The sequence below is a fragment of the Micromonospora sp. NPDC047756 genome (genome assembly GCF_055587245.1).
Window position 1 is genome coordinate 209,961 of sequence record NZ_JBVJGQ010000001.1, and the last position, 21,684, is coordinate 231,644.

At 71.2% G+C, this 21,684-nt stretch carries 26 protein-coding genes; 10 read left to right on the forward strand and 16 right to left on the reverse strand.

Annotation, left to right across the window (positions count from 1 at the left end):
- Window positions 1–165: 165 nt before the first annotated feature.
- Entirely contained in the window at window positions 166–675 is a 510-nt protein-coding gene (locus ACZ6NZ_RS00970; RefSeq protein ID WP_465854663.1) for a hypothetical protein, read from the forward strand.
- 29 nt (window positions 676–704) lie between these two features.
- Here the strand turns inward: ACZ6NZ_RS00970 and ACZ6NZ_RS00975 are convergent, their stop codons facing one another.
- On the reverse strand, window positions 705–1,187 hold the full coding sequence (locus ACZ6NZ_RS00975; protein ID WP_366606142.1) for a DUF2231 domain-containing protein: 483 nt from the start codon (window positions 1,185–1,187) through the stop codon (window positions 705–707).
- Window positions 1,188–1,390: 203 nt separating this feature from the next.
- On the opposite strand from ACZ6NZ_RS00975, the gene ACZ6NZ_RS00980 reads away from it, so the two are divergent.
- Complete coding sequence (locus ACZ6NZ_RS00980; protein WP_238671193.1) at window positions 1,391–1,819, forward strand: Fur family transcriptional regulator; 429 nt, start codon at window positions 1,391–1,393, stop codon at window positions 1,817–1,819.
- Window positions 1,820–1,878: 59 nt separating this feature from the next.
- Entirely contained in the window at window positions 1,879–2,742 is an 864-nt protein-coding gene (locus tag ACZ6NZ_RS00985) for an oxygenase MpaB family protein (protein WP_465854665.1), read from the forward strand.
- A gap of 19 nt (window positions 2,743–2,761) precedes the next feature.
- On the opposite strand, the gene ACZ6NZ_RS00990 is transcribed toward ACZ6NZ_RS00985, so the two are convergent.
- The 11 genes from ACZ6NZ_RS00990 to ACZ6NZ_RS01040 all read right to left on the reverse strand — a co-directional run bounded on the left by ACZ6NZ_RS00990 (window position 2,762) and on the right by ACZ6NZ_RS01040 (window position 11,174).
- Complete coding sequence (locus ACZ6NZ_RS00990) at window positions 2,762–3,712, reverse strand: RecB family exonuclease (protein WP_465854667.1); 951 nt, start codon at window positions 3,710–3,712, stop codon at window positions 2,762–2,764.
- Window positions 3,713–3,725: 13 nt separating this feature from the next.
- On the reverse strand, window positions 3,726–4,340 hold the full coding sequence (locus ACZ6NZ_RS00995; protein ID WP_238646462.1) for a MarC family protein: 615 nt from the start codon (window positions 4,338–4,340) through the stop codon (window positions 3,726–3,728).
- A 41-nt stretch (window positions 4,341–4,381) separates the two neighbouring features.
- Window positions 4,382–5,254, reverse strand: coding sequence for a PHP domain-containing protein (locus ACZ6NZ_RS01000; protein WP_465854669.1), 873 nt, complete (start codon window positions 5,252–5,254; stop codon window positions 4,382–4,384).
- Window positions 5,255–5,306: 52 nt separating this feature from the next.
- On the reverse strand, window positions 5,307–6,569 hold the full coding sequence (locus tag ACZ6NZ_RS01005) for a hypothetical protein (RefSeq protein WP_465854671.1): 1,263 nt from the start codon (window positions 6,567–6,569) through the stop codon (window positions 5,307–5,309).
- Entirely contained in the window at window positions 6,566–7,336 is a 771-nt protein-coding gene (locus ACZ6NZ_RS01010) for a SigE family RNA polymerase sigma factor (RefSeq protein WP_465854673.1), read from the reverse strand. Before ACZ6NZ_RS01010 ends, ACZ6NZ_RS01005 begins: the two co-directional genes overlap by 4 nt.
- Before the next feature lie 103 nt (window positions 7,337–7,439).
- Complete coding sequence (locus tag ACZ6NZ_RS01015) at window positions 7,440–8,315, reverse strand: PH domain-containing protein (protein WP_366605313.1); 876 nt, start codon at window positions 8,313–8,315, stop codon at window positions 7,440–7,442.
- Window positions 8,316–8,321: 6 nt separating this feature from the next.
- Window positions 8,322–8,480, reverse strand: a complete 159-nt coding sequence (locus ACZ6NZ_RS01020) for a hypothetical protein (protein ID WP_007455302.1) — start codon at window positions 8,478–8,480, stop codon at window positions 8,322–8,324.
- A gap of 116 nt (window positions 8,481–8,596) precedes the next feature.
- Window positions 8,597–9,343 (reverse strand): DUF6758 family protein, encoded by a 747-nt coding sequence (locus ACZ6NZ_RS01025; RefSeq protein ID WP_465854675.1) that lies wholly within the window; start codon window positions 9,341–9,343, stop codon window positions 8,597–8,599.
- A gap of 10 nt (window positions 9,344–9,353) precedes the next feature.
- Window positions 9,354–9,977: a TrmH family RNA methyltransferase gene (locus tag ACZ6NZ_RS01030; protein ID WP_465854677.1), complete on the reverse strand. Its 624-nt coding sequence runs from the start codon at window positions 9,975–9,977 to the stop codon at window positions 9,354–9,356.
- Between the two features lie 51 nt (window positions 9,978–10,028).
- Window positions 10,029–10,544 (reverse strand): hypothetical protein, encoded by a 516-nt coding sequence (locus ACZ6NZ_RS01035; protein ID WP_465854679.1) that lies wholly within the window; start codon window positions 10,542–10,544, stop codon window positions 10,029–10,031.
- Between the two features lie 114 nt (window positions 10,545–10,658).
- Window positions 10,659–11,174 (reverse strand): MaoC family dehydratase, encoded by a 516-nt coding sequence (locus ACZ6NZ_RS01040; protein ID WP_030486570.1) that lies wholly within the window; start codon window positions 11,172–11,174, stop codon window positions 10,659–10,661.
- Window positions 11,175–11,722: 548 nt separating this feature from the next.
- Here ACZ6NZ_RS01040 and trxA point away from each other — a divergent pair.
- The 3 genes from trxA (at window position 11,723) to ACZ6NZ_RS01055 (ending at window position 13,640) form a co-directional block, all read left to right on the forward strand.
- Entirely contained in the window at window positions 11,723–12,085 is a 363-nt protein-coding gene (gene trxA, locus ACZ6NZ_RS01045; protein ID WP_030329190.1) for a thioredoxin, read from the forward strand.
- 143 nt (window positions 12,086–12,228) lie between these two features.
- Window positions 12,229–12,669: a hypothetical protein gene (locus ACZ6NZ_RS01050; protein WP_112673919.1), complete on the forward strand. Its 441-nt coding sequence runs from the start codon at window positions 12,229–12,231 to the stop codon at window positions 12,667–12,669.
- A complete protein-coding gene (locus ACZ6NZ_RS01055) occupies window positions 12,666–13,640 on the forward strand; it encodes an MFS transporter permease (protein ID WP_465854682.1) in 975 nt (324 codons plus the stop codon). The genes ACZ6NZ_RS01050 and ACZ6NZ_RS01055 overlap by 4 nt, the downstream gene beginning before the upstream one ends.
- Here ACZ6NZ_RS01055 and ACZ6NZ_RS01060 read toward each other — a convergent pair.
- Window positions 13,604–14,023 (reverse strand): thiol-disulfide oxidoreductase DCC family protein, encoded by a 420-nt coding sequence (locus ACZ6NZ_RS01060; protein ID WP_465854684.1) that lies wholly within the window; start codon window positions 14,021–14,023, stop codon window positions 13,604–13,606. The genes ACZ6NZ_RS01055 and ACZ6NZ_RS01060 overlap by 37 nt on opposite strands.
- Window positions 14,024–14,116: 93 nt before the next feature.
- Here ACZ6NZ_RS01060 and ACZ6NZ_RS01065 point away from each other — a divergent pair, with 93 nt between their 5' ends.
- Both ACZ6NZ_RS01065 and ACZ6NZ_RS01070 read left to right on the forward strand, forming a co-directional pair.
- Window positions 14,117–16,180, forward strand: coding sequence for an intein-containing Rv2578c family radical SAM protein (locus ACZ6NZ_RS01065; RefSeq protein WP_465854686.1), 2,064 nt, complete (start codon window positions 14,117–14,119; stop codon window positions 16,178–16,180).
- A gap of 19 nt (window positions 16,181–16,199) precedes the next feature.
- Entirely contained in the window at window positions 16,200–16,607 is a 408-nt protein-coding gene (locus ACZ6NZ_RS01070) for a CoA-binding protein (RefSeq protein ID WP_357195475.1), read from the forward strand.
- Between the two features lie 431 nt (window positions 16,608–17,038).
- Here the strand turns inward: ACZ6NZ_RS01070 and ACZ6NZ_RS01075 are convergent, their stop codons facing one another.
- Window positions 17,039–18,235: an acyl-CoA dehydrogenase family protein gene (locus tag ACZ6NZ_RS01075; RefSeq protein ID WP_465854689.1), complete on the reverse strand. Its 1,197-nt coding sequence runs from the start codon at window positions 18,233–18,235 to the stop codon at window positions 17,039–17,041.
- 177 nt (window positions 18,236–18,412) lie between these two features.
- Between ACZ6NZ_RS01075 and ACZ6NZ_RS01080 the strand changes: the two genes are divergently transcribed.
- Window positions 18,413–18,952 carry a DUF4190 domain-containing protein gene (locus ACZ6NZ_RS01080; protein ID WP_465854691.1) on the forward strand — a complete coding sequence of 180 codons (540 nt, stop codon included), beginning with the start codon at window positions 18,413–18,415 and terminating at the stop codon, window positions 18,950–18,952.
- Between the two features lie 11 nt (window positions 18,953–18,963).
- Here the strand turns inward: ACZ6NZ_RS01080 and ACZ6NZ_RS01085 are convergent, their stop codons facing one another.
- The gene (locus ACZ6NZ_RS01085; RefSeq protein WP_366605329.1) at window positions 18,964–19,869 is read right to left on the reverse strand and encodes an SDR family NAD(P)-dependent oxidoreductase; all 906 of its coding nucleotides are present in this window, start codon (window positions 19,867–19,869) and stop codon (window positions 18,964–18,966) included.
- 118 nt (window positions 19,870–19,987) lie between these two features.
- Between ACZ6NZ_RS01085 and ACZ6NZ_RS01090 the strand changes: the two genes are divergently transcribed.
- A complete protein-coding gene (locus ACZ6NZ_RS01090) occupies window positions 19,988–20,542 on the forward strand; it encodes a DUF4190 domain-containing protein (RefSeq protein WP_465854693.1) in 555 nt (184 codons plus the stop codon).
- Between the two features lie 79 nt (window positions 20,543–20,621).
- Here the strand turns inward: ACZ6NZ_RS01090 and ACZ6NZ_RS01095 are convergent, their stop codons facing one another.
- The gene (locus ACZ6NZ_RS01095; RefSeq protein WP_465854695.1) at window positions 20,622–21,578 is read right to left on the reverse strand and encodes an HpcH/HpaI aldolase/citrate lyase family protein; all 957 of its coding nucleotides are present in this window, start codon (window positions 21,576–21,578) and stop codon (window positions 20,622–20,624) included.
- Window positions 21,579–21,684 lie beyond the last annotated feature (106 nt).

The following is a 21,684-nucleotide window of genomic DNA, read 5'->3' on the forward strand; positions in this document are numbered from 1 at the left end:
ACGCCGGCCAGAGCCCGGCCGGACCGCCGGCACTGGGCACGCCGGCCGGAGCCAGCCGGGCCGCCGGCACTGGGCACGCCGGCCCGGAGCCGGCAGAACCGCCGACAGTGGGCACGCCGGCCAGAAGCGACCGCGCTGTCGGCGGCGTTGGTAGCGTCGGACGGCGTGACGACCCCCAGCGGTGGCAGCGACCCGGACGACTACTGGCGACGGCCCGACACCGGTGACGACGCGGTGGCGGACCAACCTCCCGCCGCACCCGCGACCACACCACCGGCCGGGCCGACCAACGCGCAGCAGAACGAGCAGGCCAGCCCGGCATCGACGGGCCAGCCTCCCAACGGGAACGCGGGCCCGCCGCCGCCCGCACCGGCACCGGCAGGAGGCCCCGTCAGCGGGAACGCGGGCCCGCCGCCCGCACCAATCGCGCCGGCGCCGACGGGAGCCGCAACCAGCGGGTACTCCGGCCCGCCGCCGAGCGTGCCGCCGCCGACGGGTTGGCGTCCACCCGTACATCTGCAGCCGGCGCCGCCGCGACGGCTGCCGCCGCAGGACATGGCCGACCTGGACGCGGCCGAGCAGCGGTCGCAGCGGGTCACCTACGGCTTCGGGGCGGCGGCCGGCGTGGTGCTGCTGGTACTGCTCTGCCTGCTCTGCTCACGGGTCATCTTCTGAGGCCCCCGGCGGCAGCGGCGAGCAACAGCTCAGAGCGTGGTGCCCCACACCGTCTCGGCACCGGAGTGCCCGGTCAGGTAGACGTAGATCAGGGCGGCGATGGAGAGCCCCACCGTCGCTACCGCCAGCACGGGGGTGACCAGCGCGGGCAGCTGCGGCACCCGGGGGTGCCCACTGGTCGCCACGAGCAGCAGGATGGCCACGATCCCGAGCGGCACCACGACGCGCAGCAGGATGTCACCGTAGCGGGAGTGCTCGAAGATCTGATCGAGGATCGGCCCCTGGAAGCCCCGGGCCACCAGCGCGTCGGTGAGCGCCTCACCCGACTTGACCGCGACGTAGGCGGTCACCGGCGCGGCCACGGCGAGGAGGCCCAGGGCCCAGTCCAGCCGGTGCCGCCATCGCGGTAGCCCCACGTACGCGATGGCCAGTACCGCCAGCAGCGGCACGAACACGACGACCGCGTGGATTACCAGGACGTGCACCGGTAGACCCAGGATCTCCTCGAACATCGAACCCTCCAGGTGGATCATGGTCAGGGTTGTTCAGCCTATGGTCCGCCGATCGTCCCCAGGCTCTCGACGGATGACACGCGCGCCGCGTCGATCGGGTTCACCCGCTCGGGCCGTACCCCCGATCTTTGCGTGGCTGTGTCGGTGGCCACCCGGAGCGGGCGACGGTTGTCGATGCGGGTCGGGCGTGCTGTCATTGGCCAATGTCCGGTGCCGAGGAGTTGCTGCGGTCGAGGGGCCTGCGTGTCACGCGCCCCCGCCTCGCGGTGCTCGACGTGCTCGCCGACGGCGGCCACCTGGAGGTCGACGAGATCACCCGGCGGGTGCGCGAACGCCTCGACTCGGTCTCCACCCAGGCTGTCTACGACGTGCTGGGCGCGCTGTCCCGGGCCGGGCTGTCCCGCCGGATCGAGCCGGCGGGCAGTCCCGCCCGCTACGAGGCGCGGGTGGGCGACAACCACCACCACGTGGTCTGCCGGGGCTGCGGCGAGATCGCCGACATCGACTGCGCGGTGGGCAGCGCACCGTGCCTGGAGCCGAACAGCGCGCACGGGTTCGAGGTCGACGAGGCCGAGGTGACCTTCTGGGGCCTCTGCCCGGGCTGCCGGGCCCGCCGCTCCGCCGACGTCTGACCACCGGCACCGGCGGCACGTGACCGGCGCGGTCGGCCCGACCGTGGCACTCTTGTGCGGTGGACTCCGATGACCTCGGCCTTTTCGGTCCGGGTTCGGTCACGTGGAAGGTGCACGAGGAGCCGATCCTGATCGTCGCCGGCCTGCGCTCGCTCTACCTCCAGGCGTTGCACCCCCGGGCCATGGCCGGGGTCGCGCAGAACAGCAACTACCGCACCGACGCCTGGGGTCGGCTGGTTCGCACCGCCACCTACGTGGCGACCACCGTCTACGGGACCACCGCCGAGGCGCAGGCCGCCGGGGCCCGGCTGCGTCGCCTGCACGACCGCCTGCGGGCCACCGACACGCTCACCGGTGAGCAGTTCCGGATCGACGAACCGGACCTGCTGCGCTGGGTGCACGTGACCGAGGTCGAGTCGTTCCTCAGCACGGCCCGACGCGCCGGGCTGCCGCTGAGCGACGACGAGGTGGACGGCTACTACACCGAGCAGCGCCGTGCCGCCGCCCTGGTCGGCCTGGACCCGGCCACCGTCCCGGGGACCGCCGCCGAGGTCGCCGACTACTACGAGGGTGTACGGCCACAGTTGCGGATGACCCGGGAGGCCGCCGAGACGGCGGTGTTCCTCACCGCCCCGCCGCTGCCGTGGAAGCTCAGCCTGCCGGTCCGGTTGGGGCTCACGCTGGGCCCGCCGCGCTGGGCGTACCTGGGGATCGCGGGCACCGCGTTCGCGCTGCTGCCGGCCTGGGCACACCGGATGTACGGGGGTATCGGCCTGCCGACCACCGCACTGTCGGCGGACCTGAGCGTGCGGGCGCTGCGGCTCGCCTTCGCCACCGTCCCCCGGCGTTATCTGGAGGGGCCGTTGATCCAGGCGGCCAAGGAGCGGGCCGCGCGCCACGCGGCCGCCACGCCGGCCGGCTGACCTGCCCCTCGGTAGGGGATCACCCGTCGGCGGGCCGGTCCATGGCCGCCCACGGCTCCTTGCCCGGGACCTGCGCGCCCGTCGGGCAGTGCCGTCGGAAGTCGCACCAGCCACAGCGCGGGCCGGGTGCCACCGGGAAAGCCTCGTCCGCGTCGGCGCCGTCGGCGACCGACCGCTCGGCGGCCATGATGTCGCGGGCCGTCTCTTCGGCGCGGGTCAGTTGTCGGGCCAGCGACTCGACCGTGTGGTCGTGGCCGGCGACCGTGCCGGTCGGCAGGTGGTGCAGCTCCACCCGGCGGCACGGCCGACGAAACACCCGCTCGGCGGCGTACGCGTAGAGCGCCAGCGCCTGCGAGCCCCGGGCGTCGTCCGTGTCCAGCCCGGTGCGACCGGTCTTGTAGTCGACGATGACCAGCTCCGGCCCCTCCGGGCCGGGCCGGGAGTCGATCCGGTCGGCACGACCGTTGAACGCCAACACCGCGGTCTTGACCGCCACCACCCGCTCGACGCCGAGCGGGTCGGAATCCGGCTCCAGCGTGTCGACGTACGACTCCAGCCACCCCAGCGCCCGCCGGTAGGCGGCCCGCTCCTGCTCGTCGTCGCGGTAGCCCTCGCGGACCCAGGTGCCCTTGAGTAGCGTGGCCAGCACCTCGGGACGCCTTCGGTCGGCGGGCAGCGCATACCAGTTCTTCAGGGCGGTGTGCACGCTGGCGCCGAGCGAGTTGTGCGCCCACGGCGGGCCCTTGGGCGGGGCGGGCCGGTCGACGTAGGAGTAGCGGTAGCGACGCGGGCAGTCCGCGTACGCGCCGAGCTTGCTGGGGGTGCAGACGAAGAGCCGCTCGGGCATGCCCTCGAAGCCGAGCTGCTCGGCGTCGCCGGCGCGCTGCCGCGGAGCCCGGCCGCCGGCGGCGGGCCGCCCCGCTGATGAGGATCGTCGCACGCCTGCGATCCTGCCATCCGCCCCCGACATCGCGCGCGTGCCGTCAGGTCATGTTGACGTACTGCGTGACGAAGGCGAACACCGCGTCGGCGATGAGCTGCACGGCGATCGCGGCCAGCAGCAGGCCGGCGATCCTGGTCAGAACCTCGATGCCACCGGGTCGCAGGATCTTGACGATGCCGCCGGAGAAACGCAGGACGATCCAGACGGCGAGCATCACGGCGAGGATCGCCACGGCGATGGCGGTGAAGTCCGCCAGCCCGTCGGCCTGCTGGACGAAGAGCATGGTGGCCACGATGGCGCCCGGTCCGGCCAGCAGTGGGGTGCCCAGCGGCACCAGTGCGATGTTCGAGGTGGCGTCCGAGCTGGGGCCGTCGGTCTTGCCGGTGAGCAGTTCCAGTGCGACGAGCACGAGCAGCAGCCCGCCGGCCGCCTGCAACGCCGGGAGGTCGACGTGCAGGTAGTCCAGCAGGGTCTGCCCCGCCACCGCGAACACCACGATGACGCCCAACGCCAGCGTGACGGCCTGCCAGGCGGCCCGGTTGCGGTCACGGGCGGGCAGTGGGCCGGTCAGCGCCAGGAAGATCGGCATCATGCCCGGCGGGTCAGTGATCACCAGCAGGGTCACGAAAACCTCGCCGAACAGCTTCAGATCCACGTGATCAACCTAGCCGCGCGGCGATGGGCGAAATACCCGGATCAACCCGAAGCGACCTCGGTCACCCCGTCGGCGACGATCCGCTCGTACGCCTCGACGCCGGTGCTGAACGCGCCGAGTTGAACGGTCTTGTGGGTACCGTGAAAATCCGAGGAGCCGGTGACGAGCAGGCCCAACTCGGCGGCGAGCCCCCGCACGTGTTCCCGCTCGGCCGGGCTGTGGTCCTCGTGGTCGGCTTCGAGCCCGGCGAGCCCGGCGGCGGCCAGCTCGGCGATCAGCTCGTCGGGCACCACCCGGCCGCGTCGGGTGGCTCGCGGGTGGGCGAAGACCGGCACGCCTCCAGCCGCGCGGACCAGACGAACGGCCCGGAACACGTCGATGTCCTCCTTGGGCAGCCGGTACCGCTCGCCCAGCCAGTCCGGGCCGAACGCCTCCCGGACGCTGCCGACCAGACCGGCGCGGATGAGCGCCTGCGCGATGTGCGGACGCCCTACGGTGCCGCCACCCGCGCCGGCCAGGATGGCCGGCCAGCTCACGTCGATGCCGTCGTCCCGCAGGAGGGCGACGATCCGTTCACCACGCTCCTCCCGGGCGGCCCGGACCCGCGTCAGCTCGGCCACCAGCTCCGGGTGGTCCGGGTCGAACAGGTACGCGAGCAGGTGCAGCGGCACCGCCGGCTGCGGACCGGACCAGCGACACGACAGCTCCGCACCCCGGATCAGGCGCAGACCCGGCGGCAGCGCGGCCACTGCCGGCGCCCAGCCGGCCGTGGTGTCGTGGTCGGTGATCGCCAGCACGTCCAGCCCGGCGTCGGAGGCCGCGCCGACCAGCTCGGCCGGGGTCAGCGTGCCGTCGCTGGCCGTCGAGTGGGCGTGCAGGTCGATCCGGGGGGCGGGGCCGGTACGCGAGGTCACCGCCCGACGTTACCGAGGAAACGGTGAGCCTGGCTCACATGGGCCAGCGGGGTCAGAAGCCCTGCACCAGGATCGGCCGCTCTCCGGCTGGCACACCGGGCACCGCAGCGGGGCTGGCGGGCTTTCCCGCCCGCACCTGACCGACGTCGACCCGGACGAGCTTGCCGTCGCCGTCGAGGTAGGAGGCCTGGGACTTGTCGCTCCAGACGATCGCCCCGGTCATCGGCGGCCCGGCCGGGACGGCTGTCGCATCCGGCCCCAGCCGCAACAGGTCGACCAGCAGGGACCGACCGGCCGAGCTGTTGTTCTCGTTGACCAACAGCCACCGCCCGTCCGGTGAAACCCCGCCGACGCCGTCCTGGCTCAGGTCCGGGCCGCAGCCCGTGCGTACCGGGTCCAGCTGACGTGTCGGGGTGAGGACGGCGAGGCAGGTCCGGTCCGGATCGGTCGTGCTGACCTGACCGACGAGCCGCCCGTCGGGCAGTCGCCCGTAGACGTTGAGGCTCTTGCGGTCGAGGGCGTCGGGCAGCGGCCCGGCACCGGGCCGCCAGAGCGTGTGACCGGCGCTGGCCGGGTCGAGTCGGACCAGCACGCTGTCACCGACGAACCGGACGGGCTCTGCCGCAGCCGGCACCGGGGTGCGCACCGACCCGATGAGTTGGGTGCCGACCACGCCCGCCATCAGGAGATCGTCTCCGTCGCGCCAGGCGACCTGGCTGCTGTCGGGAGCCAGGACGATCGCTCCGGCACCGGCCAACAGCACCTGCACCAGACCGTCGTCCTGCACCACCCACAGGAAGCGCCCGGCGATGCTCGGTGCGCCCACCACCAGCCAACCGTGTCCGCTGGGCAGCGGCTGGACCCGTTCGGCCGGCCCGACGTCGGACAACACCAGCCGCCGCCCGTCGGCGCTGACCAGCGTCTCGCTGACGAGGAGCAGGGTCGACGCCGTGGGCGTGGGGGCGGGGCCGGGAATGCTGGCTGTCGGGACCGGTCGGCTGGTCGGGTCGGGGTCGCCGATAACGACGATGGGTGGGCCGTCCCGCCTGGTCTCGGCACCGAGCTGGGCCATGCCGGCGCTGAGCAGGACCGTGGCGACCGCCGCGAGGGCGAGGCCGGCGGCGGTGCGTCGGCGACGGATCCGGTTCGCGCGACGGATGGCCTGGCCGGCCGGGTCGACGCTCAGCGGGCGGGCAAGGGCGACCCGGTGCGAGAGGGTCTCCCGCACCGCACCTTCCAACTCGTCAGGCCGCACCTGGTAGGAACGCTGCGGGCCGTCCGTCAGGTTGTCGGGTCGGCCGGGGAACTGACTCACTGCTGTTCCCCGGAGCCCGTGCCGACGGGCACGGCCGCCGGGGCGGTGGGCAGGACCACCTGCGGATTGATCACACGCGGTGCAGCGGTGGGGCGGGGCACCCGTCGGCCAGCCTCCCGTCCGGGACGGGGTGAGGCGGCGGCGCCGGCCGCCGGGACTCGCCCGGTCCGGGAGCCCGAGCCCGTCGTCCGGCCGGCGGCGCCGATCGCGCCCGCGGCAGTGTCGGCAGCACCAGACCGGCCGGCGATGCCGGCGGCGGCTGCCAGATCCGGTGCGTCCGCGCCCAGCCGCCGACGCAGCGTGGCGAGCGCCCGGGACGTCTGGCTCTTCACGGTGCCGGGTGAAATGTCGAGCATCGCGGCGGTCTGCGCCTCCGACATGTCCTCGTAGTAGCGCAGCACCAGCACTGCCCGCTGCCGGTTGGGCAACTCCCGGAGATGCCGCCAGAGCAGGTCACGGTCAAGTTGCTGCTCGATCTCGTCGACGCCGGCCCGCTCGGGCAGCACCTCGGTCGGGCGTTCGCCGTGCCAGCGACGCCGCCACCAGCTGGTGGACGTGTTGACCATCACACGCCGGGCGTACGGCTCGACCGCCTCGATCCCGCCGAGCCGCTTCCACGCCAGGTAGGTCTTGGTCAGCGCCGTCTGGAGCAGGTCTTCGGCCGTGGCCCAGTCGCCGGTGAGCAGATAAGCGGTGCGCAGGAGCGCGGCGGAGCGGGCCGCGACGAACTCGCGGAACTGCTCCTCCAACGAGTCCTTGCTCGCCACCGCCCACCTCCGAACCCCTGCCGTCCTGGCAGAGTGCCACGTCAGGGGCGGTCTGGTCCATGACGAAAGGTGCGCACTTGCTCCGATGTTCGGTCGAAAACCTTCACGCCCCGTCGTCGGCCTTGGCTTCGTCGGCCTCCTTGCCGAGCCGCGCCTCGACGGCCTGCGGCTCGTACATCTCCTCGACGACGCGCAGGTAGAGCTCGTTCGGGTTGGGCAGATTCTTGACCTCGCGAAGCGCCTGCTCCTGACCGGCGGACTCCAGCACGAAGGTGCCGTAGTTGAGCGCCCGGCCGGTCGGAGTCTGCTCGTACTTCATGTCGGTGACCCGGACCAGCGGCATCATCGCCACCTTGCGGGTGACGATGCCGTTGACCACCATGACCCGCTTGTTGGTCAGGATGAACCGGTCATACCACCAGTCGGCGACCTTCCACGCCACCCAACCCATCACCGCGAACCACAGCAGCACGGCGATGGTGGTCAACGCGCCGACGTCCTGACCGGCGAGGAACCCGGAGAGATAGCCGAGCACGAAGGTCGCCGCGACGCCGATCAACAGCGGGTTGCTGAGGTGGATCCAGTGCCGCTTCCACTCGCCCCGGTAGCGCTCGGTGGGGAAGAGGTAGCGAGCCACCAGCGAACTGGGTTCGTCTTCCAGCGGCAGCACCCGCCGAGGGGTCGAGCCGGTCGCGTCGGCACGCAACCCGGCCAGCTCGTCCTCGGAGATCTGGGGCGGCTGGTAGCTGGCCTCCGGATCACGGATCCAACCCCGACCGGAACGACCCTGGCCGGCATAGCCGGGCCCGTCGCCATAGCCGACGTCGTCCGAAAGGGACGGACCGTCGGACAGGCCGGGACCGGCCCCGTAGCCCGGGCCGTCATCGGGCCCGATCCGCGGGATCGGCTCGGTGTCGCGCTCGCGGCGTGCCCGGTCGGGGTCGTCCGGGTCGAAGGGTGGACCGGAGGGGCTGCCCATCGGCGGCTAGGCGACGAGGCTGGTGAAGAAGTCGCCGAAACCCTGGGCGATATCCATGATCCCGCCGCCGAGCGACTTGAACACGTCCGCCGCCGAGTTTGGTCGGTAGGCGACGAAGAAGATCAAGAATGCGATTCCGGCCCAGGTGAGGACCTTCTTGACCATGGCGGGCCATCCTCTCGCGCGGCGCCGGGTCCCATTACCGCAGCGGCACCCAGAGTATCAGTGTGGTGTCGTACAGTGAATATCTGCGTCCGTTCTCCGTCAAACCGGGAGACTTGTCAAGGTCTCCCGGGTAGATACGGGGACGGTGCGCCGTACACGAGCTCGGGCGGAGTCCACTCGGTCAGGTCGTGTAGCACGACGTCTTCCGCGAGCAGGTGACCCGCACTCGCCGGCCAGGCTATCGCATGGAGCCACATTCCCCGAGCTTCGCCGGCGTACGCGCTTCGATCCGTTGGAGAATTCACCAACCACAGTGGAGTGGGGTGCCCGCCGACCTTGATCTTCGCCTGTCCGACGTGGTCAGGATGACCCGACCCCGGGTCGGTCAACGCGTCCACCAACTCCGGCCCCGGATCCGGGCCGGCCAGACCGGCGAGCCGGGTGCCCAGGCCGACACCGGGCTCCTCGGCCACGAAGACCAGATCGGCCGGACCACCACCGAGGGGCGCGGGGCCGGCGCAGGCCACCACCGTCGCCCGCACACCCGTGCGGTCGTCCCCGGCGTACGCCACGCCGGTGAGTGTCCAACCGGGCGGCAGCGGCCAGGGGCACCACAGCGGTGTCACCGGTGGATCGCCGGTCGCGGTGATCCGTTCCACCACGCTCGCCACGATGTCCGCTCCGATGTGCTCGGGCACGTGCAGCGGCGGCACCGGGCCGCAGCGCACGCATCTCGAGTCGGTGTTCATCAGATCCGGCGCCCGTACCGGGCCCCCGCATCTCGGACAACTCACCGCGACACTCACATCCCCACCGTCTCCCCGGACCGCCGGCACGTCAAGCCGGAACGTCCGATTCGGCACCGTACGTGGGTCAGTCCGGCGGCGTGCCGGCGTGCGCGCGGATCCAGGCGTGCATGGCGATTCCGCTGGCCACGCCCGCGTTGATCGACCTCGTCGAGCCGTACTGGGCGATGGAGTAGAGCTGGTCGCAGGCGGCGCGGGCGGGCGCGGAGAGGCCGGGGCCCTCCTGGCCGAACAGCAGCACGCAGTCGCGCGGCAGGGTGCCGGTCTCCAGCGGACGCGACCCGGGCAGGTTGTCGATGCCGAACACCGGCAGGCGCCGCTCGGCCGCCCAGGCGACGAACTCCTCGATCGTCTCGTGGTGCCGTACGTGCTGGTACCTGTCGGTCACCATCGCGCCGCGCCGGTTCCACCGCCGCCGTCCGACGATGTGCACCTCGGCGGCGTTGAACGCGTTGGCGTTACGCACCACGGTGCCGATGTTGAAGTCGTGCTGCCAGTTCTCGATCGCGACGTGGAAGCCGTGCCGGTGCCGGTCCAGGTCGGCGACGATCGCCTCGTGCCGCCAGTAGCGGTAGCGGTCGACGACGTTGCGCCGGTCCCCCTCCGCGAGCAGTTGCGGGTCGTAGCGGCTGTCGTCCGGCGGGTCCCCCGGCCAGGGGCCCACGCCCACCTCAAGCTGGTCGTCGGTCACGGTCATCAGAGGGTACGGACCGCGTCGGCGTCGGCCGCGCCGACCTGCCGGTCAGCCCAGGTCGAGGGCGGCACCGAGCCGGTCCAGGAAACGTCGGTCCGCCGGGCTGGCCGATGGGTCCACCCGGCGCGCGCCGGTGCCGGGCACCGCGCGACAGACCCGGGCCGCGACCGACTGCACCCACTGGCGGTACGCGGCCGAGTCGGCGGGGTCGGCCAGCCGGCGGAGGACCCGGCTCGCCGCACGGCAGGCGGCCAGCAGGTCCACCAGGTCGGTGAGCCGCTCGGCGGATTGTGGGGTGCCGTCGTGGCGGGCGTAGATCGTGGCGACCACCGCTCGGACCAGGTCACTGTCGGAGGCTCGGCCCGCGGCCACGGCGTCCAGACCGGCCAGGCCGGCCGTCACTGGACGCTCCGTCCGCCCAGGACCGGGTGCCGCGGCGGCCACGAGAACCCGACCGGGCAGGCTGGTGAGCAGATCCCACTCGACGGCGGAGTAGACAGCAGTGGTCAAGGGCGCGGCTCGGCGGCCGGCAGAGGACGGCTCTCCCGCGACGGAGTGGCTCATCGGAACCTCCGGCGTCAGCATATGCCCAGCGACGGGCACCGGGCCCCTTCCTCGGCAGACCCACGGGGGAAGAAGCCCGGTGTGTTCGTCGACGGTCGAGCCCGCCGCGTCCCGTCAGCGCGGTTCGGGGAAGCTGGGCCGCTCCGGGTCCACGCCGTCGGGCACCGCGGCGGCCGCGTACTCCCGCTTGGGGACCATGACCTTGCGCCGGAAGACGCAGACCATCGTGCCGTCCTGGTTGTAGCCGCGGGTCTCCACCGACACCACACCCCGGTCGGGCTTCGAGCCGGACTCCCGCTTGTCCAGCACCGTGGTCTCGCCGTAGATCGTGTCACCGTGGAAGGTCGGCGCGACGTGCCGCAGCGACTCGACCTCCAGGTTGGCGATCGCCTTGCCACTCACGTCGGGCACCGACATGCCGAGCAGCAGTGAGTAGATGTAGTTGCCGACCACGACGTTGCGCTTGAACTGGCTGGCCGTCGCGGCGTAGTGCGCGTCCATGTGCAGCGGATGGTGGTTCATCGTGAGCAGGCAGAAGAGGTGGTCGTCGTACTCGGTGACGGTCTTGCCCGGCCAGTGCCGGTAGACCGCGCCGACCTCGAACTCCTCGTAGTAGCGACCGAACTGCATGCTGGTCCCTTCGACGGGCGGCGATGAAGTTCGGCACAGCATGCCTTACCGATGGTTAAGGCGACCGGCGGGGCGCGGCGACGGCGGAAATGTCACACCGGTCACACGCCTGGGGGGAGACGCAATGAGCGGCGGGGCCCTCCCCGGCACCCGCCGCCCACGCTCTGATGTGAGGAATTCTGCCCTACGGGTGCGTAGCTTCAACAGAGATCGCGGTCACATTTATCTTTTTGTAACACTACTGTCCGTGACGAAGTGAAGGTTGATCAGCGATCTCCGCAGGCCGGATACCTCCTTGTCAGGGCCCAAGTTACCGATTCGTAGTGCTCAATCGCGCGGATCTCCCTGGAAACGCTCCCATTACCGCAGGTCACGCAAGTGCGTCATGCACTTGCGTTCCGCAGGTCGGGTGTGAACAGATGCCTGTCGATGACCGTCGGCACCCCCCGGCAGCCCCGGGCACGTTTCGTGCCCCACCCCCCGGGAATTCGATACGGTCAGCCCTGGTTCTACGGGACGTAGATAAACCGCGGTGATCGGAGAGTGCAATGGCAACCGTTGAGCTGACCTCGGCGAACTTCGACGAGGTGACCGGCAACGACGGCATCGTCCTGGTCGACTTCTGGGCCGACTGGTGTGGTCCGTGCAAGCGGTTCGCCCCGGTCTACGAGCGCTCCTCGGAGAAGCACCAGAACATCGTCTTCGGCAAGGTCGACACGGAGGCTCAGCAGGAGCTGGGCGCCAAGTTCGACATTCGCTCGATCCCGACGATCATGGCGATCCGCGACGGCGTCATCGTCTTCGCCCAGCCGGGCGCCCTCCCCGAGTCCGCGCTGGAGAACCTGATCGAGCAGGTCGAGGCGCTGGACATGGACGACGTCCGCAAGCAGCTGGCCGAGCACAACCACTGAGTCGACGACACGCGAGGCCGGGCCCGGTGCGGGCCCGGCCTTCGTCGTACCCCGCCGACTCGCATGATCACCTGCCTGGTCAGGCCGAACTGGCCGGCGGAGGGACCCGAGGCCGTCGGTACATCCCGTATCGTCACGACCCGATGGAGAACCTGACCACCCGCGGGCGCGTGACCCGGCTGGGCGCGACCGCACTGGGCCTCGTCCTGCTCGTCGTCGGCACCTTCTGGGGCAGCGACGACGACTTCCCGTTCGGCCCGTTCCGGATGTACTCCACCTCCAACCCGCCGAACGCACCCGCCCCCGACACGCGCGTCGAGGGGGTGAACAGCTCCGGGGCGGTGATCGACCTCGACCAGAACGCGACAGGCATCCGCCGGGCCGAGATCGAGGGTCAGCAGGCCCGGTACGCCGCCGACCCGACGCTGCTCACCGAGGTCGCCGACGCGTACGCCGAACGCCACCCGGATGCCCCCGCGCTGGTCGAGGTCCGCATCGTCATCCGCTGGCACGGCATCCGCGCCGGCCGACCCACCGGCCAGCACACCGACCAGACCGTCGTCCGCTGGCAGGCCACCCGATGAACCGCTGGCTGACCGAGGCCGTTCCCCGGGGCCGGGTGGCCGCCTTCCGCACCCTGATCTACCTGTTCGTCGCCGCCGACCTGGTGATCTTCACCCCCTGGGTACGCACCCGGGTCAGCGTGCCCGGCGACCTGTACCAACCACTCCTGATCGGCCGCCTGCTCCCACTGCCGACGCCGACCGAGACGCTGGTGACGGTGATCTTCTGGGCGTTGCTGCTGCTCGCTCTCCTCGCCGCCACCGGACGAGCGCCCCGGCTGCTCGGCTGGGCGGTCTGCGCGCTGTACCTGGAGTGGATGATCATCGCGATGAGCTACGGGAAGGTCGACCACGACCGCTTCGGGCTGCTCGTCGCACTGGCCGTGCTGCCCACCGCAGGCCGCGCCCGACACGGCGACACCACCCGCACCGAGGCCGGCGGCTGGGCCCTACGCGTCACCCAGATCGCGGTGATCTGCACGTACTTCCTGGCCGCCTTCGCCAAGCTGCGCTTCGGCGGCCTGGACTGGCTGACCGGCTCGGTCCTGGCCCGCGCGATCATCCGGCGCGGCACCGACCTGGCCGACCTCATCGCCCAGGTGCCGTACCTGCTGATCGTCGCCCAGTTCGGCATCGTGGCGTTCGAGCTGCTGAGCCCGGTGGTCTTCTTCCTGCCACCCCGCTGGCGACTCGCCATGGTCGGCTTCTTCTACTCGTTCCACGCGGTCACCATCGCGACCATCACGATCTCGTTCGCGCCGCACCTGGCCGCGATGACCAGCTTCCTGCCGCTGGAGCGGGTACGTCCGCTGGTCTGGGCACGCCGGCTCGTCGGCCGCGACACTCCCGACGACGCTCCTCCAGCCGACGCTCCTCCAGCCGACCCGACGGACGCCGACCCGGTGCCGACCGGCCAGGGCTCGGCAGGCGCCGGCGCGGAGCCGGCGCTCGACGGTCAGGCTCCGGCGCTGGGGCGACCGCTCGGGCCGTAGAGCCGCTCCCGAGCCTCCTGTGGCAGGGAGCAGGCCGCCGTGCCGCCGGGAAGTCGGTGCCGGTTGCGCGCCACCCAGCGGTACAAGGGCCAGGCCGCGACGCGTACCGGAGGAATCCGCAGGCCGGCGCCGGCGACCCGCCAGAGCGGGCCACTCGCGGCCAGCAGCTTCGCGATGGCGTCCGGACCGGCCGCGCGCGAGCCGTCGGCGCCGACCCACTGCACGGCCTCCTCGCACTCGGCCACCGTGAGACCGAGCGCGTCCAGGTCGGCGAACTGCCAGGGCACCACACGTGCGGCGGTGGGGATGCGGCGCTCGATGAACTCCGCACAGCTCGTGCAGAACGCGCAGTCCCCGTCGTAGACGAAGGTCGACGTCTCCATAACGTCCATCCTCCCCTCTCCGACCACCCGGACGCCCACCGGTGTACGGCGGGTCACTTGCGCCCGTCTCGTACGCGTGTTCGAATAGTGGCCATGCGCTGGGACAACCTCACCGCTCCCCCGGTCGAGGGAGACCCCGAGCGGGCAGCGCCAGCGACGCCACCCCTGCCGCTGGCGCTGCCCGGCGCCGTCGCCCGCACCTTCGACACCCCGGAGTTCGCCGGGATGACCTTCTACGAGGTGCAGGCCAAGTCCATCCTCAACCGGGTGCCCGGGCAGTCCCGCGTCCCGTTCGAGTGGACGATCAACCCGTACCGAGGATGCACTCATGCATGTCGCTACTGCCTGGGCGCGGACACCCCGATTCTGATGGCGGACGGCCGCACGAAGCCGATCAGCGAACTTGAGTCGGGTGACCGCATCTACGGGACCGAGCGACGGGGCACCTACCGCCGATACGTGATCACCACTGTCCTCGACAAGTGGTCCACCGTGAAGCCGGCCTACCGGGTCACACTGGAGGACGGAACGACCCTCATCGCCAGCGGAGACCACCGGTTCCTCTCTGACCGTGGCTGGAAGTACGTCACCGGCGCCATGCAAGGCCACGCCCGACGCCCCTACCTGACCACCAACAACCGCCTGATCGGTACCGGTCGGTTCGCCCCTGGGCCCAAGGAGTCACTCGACTACCGCCGGGGCTACCTGTGCGGCATGGTGCGCGGAGACGCGCACCTGGGCACGTTCTCCCACTCGTACGGGACGGTGCACCGGTTCCGGCTGGCGTTGGCCGATGATGAGGCATTGAACCGCAGTGAGCGGTACCTCACCCTCGAAGGGATCAAGACGCAGCGTTTCGCTTTCGCGCAGGTCAGCGCCACGCGACGTGCGATAACCGCCATCCGCACCTCGAAGCAGCGGGACATCGAGACCATCGCTGACCTGATCCGCTGGCCGGTCGAGCCCAGCGACGACTGGCGGCTTGGCTTCCTGGCCGGAATCTTTGACGCCGAGGGCAGTTGCAGCAAAGGCGTCCTGCGCATCAGCAACAGCGGCGACGCCATCCTCGACCAGACGACGGCAGCGCTGCGCCATTTCAGTTTCGCCTGCGTCCGAGAAGACCGCGGCCGACCCAACCGGGTGCGGGAGATCAGGCTGACCGGGGGCCTTGCCGCCCGGCTCCGGTTCTTTCACCTGACCGACCCTGCCATCACTCGGAAGCGGTCGATCGAGGGTGGAGCACTGAAACATCAGGGCGCCCTCAAGGTTGTCGGCATCGAGGCACTCGGGCTGGAGTTGCCGCTCTGGGACATCACCACTGGCACCGGAGACTTCATTGCCAACGGAGTGGTCAGCCACAACTGCTTCGCCCGCAACACGCACACCTATCTCGATCTCGACGCCGGCGCGGACTTCGACCGGAAGGTGATCGTCAAGGTCAACGCCGGCGAGCTGGTCCGGCGGGAGCTGGCCGCGCCGCGCTGGCGGGGCGCGCACGTGGCGATGGGCACCAACGTGGACTGCTACCAGCGGGCCGAGGGTCGTTACCGACTGATGCCGCAGATCATCGGCGCCCTACGCGACTTCGCCAACCCGTTCTCGATCCTCACCAAGGGCACGCTGATCCTGCGCGACCTGCCGCTGCTGCGCGAGGCCGCCGAGGTGACCACGGTAGGCATCTCCTTCTCGGTGGGGTTCGTCGACGAGCACCTCTGGCGCACCGTCGAGCCCGGCACCCCACACCCGCGCCGCCGACTGGACGCCGTCCGGGCGCTCACCGACGCCGGCTTCTCCGTCGGGGTGCTGATGGCCCCGATCCTGCCCGGCCTCAGCGACAGCGACGAGTCGATCGACACCACCGTCTCGGCGATCGCCGCGGCCGGCGCGACGAGCGTGACCGCACTGCCCCTGCACCTGCGCCCCGGCGCCCGGGAGTGGTACGCACGTTGGCTCGCCAGCGAGCACCCGCACCTCGTGCCCCGCTACCGCGAGCTGTACCGGGCCGGCGCGTACGCGCCGCAGGCGTACCAGCGGGAGTTGACCGCTCGGGTGCGGATCGCCGCCCGGCGGCACGGGTTGCACCGCGGGGAGCGGGGCGACAACCGCAACCTGCCCGAGTCGCCGCCACCCTCAGCCGAGCAGCTGACGCTGCTCTGATCGGAGCTACAGTCGGCGGGTGCGTACCGCTCAGCAGATCCTCGCCGAATCCGCCGTGATCGCCGTCGTGGGCGCGTCCCGCGATCCGTTCAAGGCCGCGCACGGCGTGCCGTTGCAGATGCAGCAGTACGGCTGGCGCATCATCCCGGTCAACCCGACGGTCGACGAACTGTTCGGGGAACGGGCCTACAAGACCCTCGCCGACATTCCGCACCCCGTCGACCTGGTGGACGTGTTCCGGCCGGCGGCCGACGCCGTGCAGGTGGTGCGGGACGCAGCGGCGATCGGCGCCCCCGCGGTCTGGCTGCAACTGGGCATCGTCTCGGCCGAGGCCCGGCGTATCGCCGAGGAGGCCGGCATGGACTACGTCGAGGACCGCTGCCTCATCGTCGAACGCGCCGCCGCCAACCTGACCCGCCTACCCTGACCCACCCCGCCCTCGCCCGGCCCTGCCCTCGCGCTGCCCTGCCCTCGCGCTGCCCTGCCCTCGCGCTGCCCTGCCCTGCCCCGCTCTCGCTCCAGCTCTCGTCGATCTTGCACTTACTGTCGCGACAAGACCGGCATAAGGGTCAATAAGGCAACAGCAAGTGCAAGATCGACGGAGGGGCGGGCGGCCAGCCGGCCTGGCCTTGCGTCGATCACGGGCGTGACCCCTGCCTCGCCGTCGATCATGGAGTTGTGGTGCCAGATTCACGGTCTTTTGCCGCATCTGTCCCCCACCACAACTCCATGATCGACGGGGCGGGGCGAGGGGGTCGGGGCCGGGTGGGGCGGGGGCCGCGCGGGGCGGGGCGTGGAGGGTGGGGGCCGCGCGGGGTGGGGCGTGGAGGGTGGGGGCCGTGGAGGGCTGGGTGGGGGTTAGAGCTTGTATTGCTTGAGGAGGCCTCGGGAGATGATGGTCTTCTGGATCTCTGAGGTGCCCTCGCCGATGAGCAGGAACGGGGCCTCCCGCATCAGCCGCTCGATCTCGTACTCCTTGGAGTAGCCGTAGCCGCCGTGGATGCGGAACGCCTCCTGGACGACCTCGGCGCAGTATTCCGAGGCGAGCAGCTTGGCCATCCCGGCCTCCACGTCGTTGCGCTGGCCGGCGTCCTTGAGCCGGGCGGCGTTGACCATGAGGGCGTGCGCGGCCTCGATCTTCGTGCCCATCTCGGCGAGCTTGAAGGCGATCGCCTGGTGCTTGGCGAGCGGCTGGCCGAAGGTCTTGCGCTGCTGGGCGTAGCTCACCGCCAGCTCGAAGGCGCGGATGGAGATGCCGCAGGCGCGGGCGGCCACGTTGACCCGGCCCACCTCGATGCCGTCCATCATCTGGTAGAAGCCACGGCCGACCTGGTCGGCACCGCCGAGGATCGCGGAGTCGGGCACCGTCACGCCGTCGAGCACCATCTCGGTGGTTTCGACGCCCTTGTAGCCCATCTTTTCGATCTTGCCGGGGATGGTGAGGCCGGGGGCGGTCTCGCCGAAGCCGGGCTCCTTCTCCAGCAGGAACGTGCTCATGTTGCCGTAGACGGACTCCGCGCCGGTGTCGGTCTTGACCAGGGTGGCCACCACCGAGGAGTAGGCCCCGTTGGTGAGCCACATCTTCTGCCCGTTGAGCACGTAGCGGTCGCCGTCGCGAACGGCCCGGGACTTGATCGCCGAGACGTCGGAGCCGGTCTCGGGCTCGGACATGGAGAACGCGCCCCGCACCTCGCCGGTGGCCATCTTCGGCAGCAGCCGGGCCTTCTGCTCGGCGGAGCCGTGCTGGGAGATCAGGTACGCCACGATGAAGTGGGTGTTGACGATGCCGGAGATCGACATCCAGCCCCGGGACAACTGCTCCACCACCAGCGCGTAGGTGAGCAGTGATTCGCCGAGGCCGCCGTACTCCGCGTCGATGGTGAGGCCGAACAGCCCCATCTCGCGCATGCCGTCGAGGATGTCGGTGGGGTACTCGTCGGCGTGCTCCAGCCGCTGCGCGTGCGGGATGATCTCCTTGTCGGCGAAGTCCCGAACGGTCTCCAGGATCGACTGTTGCACATCGGTCAGGCCGGGCGTCTGGGCGAGTCTGGCCATCTCAGCCTCCGGGGATCCGCGCACTACTCATGGGTAACTGAACGCTGGGTCAGTATCGGCCCCTCGGGTCGAGCAGGCCAAGGTGACCAGTCCACACAACCGCTGTGAAAAGGTTCACCGCTGCGGGTAGCGTCCGGCAAGAGGGACTTTTCCGGCACCGGCAGGAGGAGGACAGCTGTGAGCTACCCACCGCCGTCGGGGCCACCCGAGGACGAGCCGCCGCCGTCACCCTACGAGCCACCGAAGGACCAGTCGCCGTACGCGCCACCGTCGGCCGGCCAGCCACCGTACGCGCCGCAGCCGGACCAGCCGGCGTACGAGCTGCCAGCGGAACGCTCACCGTACGGGCCGCCGGCGGGCGAACCGTCGCCGTACGGCCACCAGGGCCCCCAGCAGTCGGCGCACTGGAGCCAGCAGCCGCCGTACCCCCCGCAGGGCCCCTACGGCCAGTACGGCCCACCGCCGGCCGGCCCGGGTCGGGGCACGAACGTGCTGGCGATCCTGTCGCTGGTGTTCGCCTTCGTCTTTCCGCCGGCCGGTGCCGTCCTCGGTCACCTGGCCAAGCGGCAGATCCGTACCAGTGGTGAGGAGGGCGACCAGCTCGCGACCTGGGGGCTGATCCTGGGCTACGTCTTCACCGGGCTCACCGTGCTGGCCTGCTGCGGCTGGCTGGCGCTGGTGGCCTTCGGCAACTCCGGCGACAGCAACGGCTACTGACGAACGGGCGGTCAGCGGAAGCGGGCCTCGCGGACGCTGTTGCCGCCGTCCACCACCAGCATCTGCCCGGTGATGTACGAGGCGGCCGGCGAGCAGAGGAAGCTGATCGCCGCGGCGACCTCGTCCGGGGTGCCCGGTCGCCCCACCGGGGTGCCCAACCCCTGCTTGATCTCGGCCATGGTGGATGCCGCGGTGTAGATGGTGCCGGGCGCCACCGCGTTGACGGTCACCCCGTCGGCGATCATCTCCATGGCCAGCGCTCGGGTCAGGCCGACGACCCCGGCCTTCGCCGCGGCGTACGCGGCCTCGGTGGGCAGGGCGTTGACCGGGCCGGCCGTGGCCGCCAGGTTGACGATCCGGCCCCAACCCCGCTCGGCCATCCCCCCGATGAAGGCGCGGCTGCACAGGAACGCGGTGGAGAGGTTGCGGTCGATCTCGCCGCGCCACTCGTCGTAGGTCAGCTGCGCTACCGGCCGCAGCACCCCCTGGCTGGCGCGACTGGCCAGGCCGGCGTTGTTGACCAGCACCTCGACATCGCCCAACTGCTCGGCGACGGCATCAGCCAACGCGCCGACCTCGGACTCGTCGGTCAGGTCGGCGACGAAACCGGTGACTCCCAGCTCGGTCGCCCGCTCGTGGATGCGTCGGGTGGTGGAGACGATGGCCACCCGCGCGCCCAGGTCGGCGAGTCGACGGGCGGTGGCGTACCCGATGCCGTCCGGGCTGCCCGCCCCGGTGACCAGGGCGACCCGCCCGTCGAGGCGCATGGTGACCGGGTCGGTGAGCGCGACCGGCTCGTCGGGGCCGGGGCTGCCCGCCGGGGCGGCGGTCCGGGCGCGCCGGCCCGCGCCCGGGCGGCTGACGTCCCGTCGGGGTCGACTGCCGGAGCGGTCCGCGGCGCGCGCGTCGTATGCCATGTCAGGGATCCTGCCCGTTACGACCGGCCCGAGCAACGCGGCACCCGGAAGCGGGGGCGTCGGGTTTGGGCAGCGCTGGCTACCCTGTCTCCGCACCCCAACCTGACGGAGAGTTCGTATGACCAATCCCCCGCCGCCCGGCAACTGGAGCGATCCCACGTGGTCGGCCCAGCCGTCGAGCCCCGCACCGGATCCGACCCTGGTGGCCGGTCAGCCGGTGCCCGCGCAACCTGGCCCGGTCGACCCCTACGCCCCCGCCCCGTACGCCCCGGACCCGTACGCCCCGGTCGACCCGTACGCCGGCGCGAAGCAGCCGGCGACCCAGCCGATGCCCGGGTATGCGCCGCCCGGATATGCCCAGCCCGGTTATCCGCCGCAGTACCCCGGCTACGGCTACCCGCAGCAGCCGAAGACCAACGGGCTGGCGATCGCGGCGTTCGTGCTGGCCCTGATCGGCTTCACGTCCTGCATCACCGCGCCGATCGGCGCGATCCTCGGGCACGTGGCGCAGAAGCAGATCCGGCAGAGCGGCGAGAGCGGGGCGGGGATGGCGAAGGCCGCCATCATCGTCGGCTGGATCCTCACCGGGTTCCTGGTGCTGATCATCCTCTTCTACGTTGCCGCGATCGTCTACGCGATCGCGACGAGCGACAACAGCAGCGGCAGCTACTGACCGGCGGGCGGGCCGGCCGGCGTACCGGCGATTGTCGGGCCGGATCGGCAGCCGGCGGCGGTCGTCCCGGCCCGGCCGGTCACTGCTCCGGTGGGGTGAACGACGAGGTACGGCTCATCCCGGCGGCCCGGCCCTTCGCGGCGACCACCAGCGCCATCTTGCGGGACGCTTCGTCGATCATCTCGTCGCCGAGCATCACGGCGCCGAGCCGGCCGCCGGCCTCCGAGGTGTAGTGCTCGTACGCGTCGAGGATCAACTCGGCGTGGTCGTAGTCGGCCTGCGCCGGCTGGTAGACCTCGTTGGCGGCGTCGATCTGGCCCGGGTGCAGCACCCACTTGCCGTCGAAGCCCAGCGCGGCCGAGCGCTTGGCCACCTCGCGGAACGCGTCGACGTCGCGGATCTGCAGGAACGGGCCGTCGATGGCCTGCTTGTCGTGCATCCGCGCGGCCATCAGGATCCGCATGAGGATGTAGTGGTACGGGTCGCCCGGGTAGTCCGGGATCAGGCCGCCGACCACCATCGACTTCATGTTGATCGACGCCATGAAGTCGGCGGGGCCGAAGATGATGGTCTCCACGCGCGGCGAGGCGGCGGCGATCGCGTCCACGTTGACCAGACCGGCGGCGTTCTCGATCTGCGCCTCGATGCCGATTCGACCAACCTCCAGGCCGATCGTCTTCTCGATCTGGGTGAGCGTCAGGTCCAGCCACCGCACCTGGTCGGCGGTCTGCACCTTCGGCAGCATGATGCAGTCCAGGTTGGCGCCGGCGCCCTCGACGACCTCGATGACGTCCCGGTAGGTCCACGGGGTGGTCAGGTCGTTGACCCGGACCACCCGGGTCTTGCCTCCCCAGTCGCCCTCGTTGAGGGCGGCCACGATGTTCTTGCGCGCGTCCGGCTTGGCCAGTGGTGCGACGGCGTCCTCCAGGTCGAGGAAGACCTGGTCGGCCGGGAGGCCCTGGGCCTTGCCGAGCATCTTCACGCTGGAGCCCGGCACGGCGAGGCAGGACCTGCGGGGGCGACCGACTGCGGCCATGGATGCGCTCCTTCCAGCGTCCGGCGGGCATGCCGACGCCACCTGACGACGGATCCGGGACCTTAACGATCCCAAAGGGCGTTGTGACGCCACGGTAACCTCGCGC

What these genes read in the sequence shown, in the direction of transcription:
- ACZ6NZ_RS00975 (WP_366606142.1), bottom strand. Translation starts at nt 1,187, where the DNA reads ATGTTCGAGGAGATCCTGGGTCTACCGGTGCACGTCCTGGTAATCCAC.
- ACZ6NZ_RS00980 (WP_238671193.1), top strand. Translation starts at nt 1,391, where the DNA reads ATGTCCGGTGCCGAGGAGTTGCTGCGGTCGAGGGGCCTGCGTGTCACG.
- ACZ6NZ_RS00990 (WP_465854667.1), bottom strand. Translation starts at nt 3,712, where the DNA reads ATGTCGGGGGCGGATGGCAGGATCGCAGGCGTGCGACGATCCTCATCA.
- ACZ6NZ_RS01015 (WP_366605313.1), bottom strand. Translation starts at nt 8,315, where the DNA reads ATGGGCAGCCCCTCCGGTCCACCCTTCGACCCGGACGACCCCGACCGG.
- ACZ6NZ_RS01020 (WP_007455302.1), bottom strand. Translation starts at nt 8,480, where the DNA reads ATGGTCAAGAAGGTCCTCACCTGGGCCGGAATCGCATTCTTGATCTTC.
- ACZ6NZ_RS01035 (WP_465854679.1), bottom strand. Translation starts at nt 10,544, where the DNA reads ATGAGCCACTCCGTCGCGGGAGAGCCGTCCTCTGCCGGCCGCCGAGCC.
- ACZ6NZ_RS01040 (WP_030486570.1), bottom strand. Translation starts at nt 11,174, where the DNA reads ATGCAGTTCGGTCGCTACTACGAGGAGTTCGAGGTCGGCGCGGTCTAC.
- trxA (WP_030329190.1), top strand. Translation starts at nt 11,723, where the DNA reads ATGGCAACCGTTGAGCTGACCTCGGCGAACTTCGACGAGGTGACCGGC.
- ACZ6NZ_RS01050 (WP_112673919.1), top strand. Translation starts at nt 12,229, where the DNA reads ATGGAGAACCTGACCACCCGCGGGCGCGTGACCCGGCTGGGCGCGACC.
- ACZ6NZ_RS01055 (WP_465854682.1), top strand. Translation starts at nt 12,666, where the DNA reads ATGAACCGCTGGCTGACCGAGGCCGTTCCCCGGGGCCGGGTGGCCGCC.
- ACZ6NZ_RS01060 (WP_465854684.1), bottom strand. Translation starts at nt 14,023, where the DNA reads ATGGAGACGTCGACCTTCGTCTACGACGGGGACTGCGCGTTCTGCACG.
- ACZ6NZ_RS01065 (WP_465854686.1), top strand. Translation starts at nt 14,117, where the DNA reads ATGCGCTGGGACAACCTCACCGCTCCCCCGGTCGAGGGAGACCCCGAG.
- ACZ6NZ_RS01075 (WP_465854689.1), bottom strand. Translation starts at nt 18,235, where the DNA reads ATGGCCAGACTCGCCCAGACGCCCGGCCTGACCGATGTGCAACAGTCG.
- ACZ6NZ_RS01085 (WP_366605329.1), bottom strand. Translation starts at nt 19,869, where the DNA reads ATGGCATACGACGCGCGCGCCGCGGACCGCTCCGGCAGTCGACCCCGA.
- ACZ6NZ_RS01090 (WP_465854693.1), top strand. Translation starts at nt 19,988, where the DNA reads ATGACCAATCCCCCGCCGCCCGGCAACTGGAGCGATCCCACGTGGTCG.
- ACZ6NZ_RS01095 (WP_465854695.1), bottom strand. Translation starts at nt 21,578, where the DNA reads ATGGCCGCAGTCGGTCGCCCCCGCAGGTCCTGCCTCGCCGTGCCGGGC.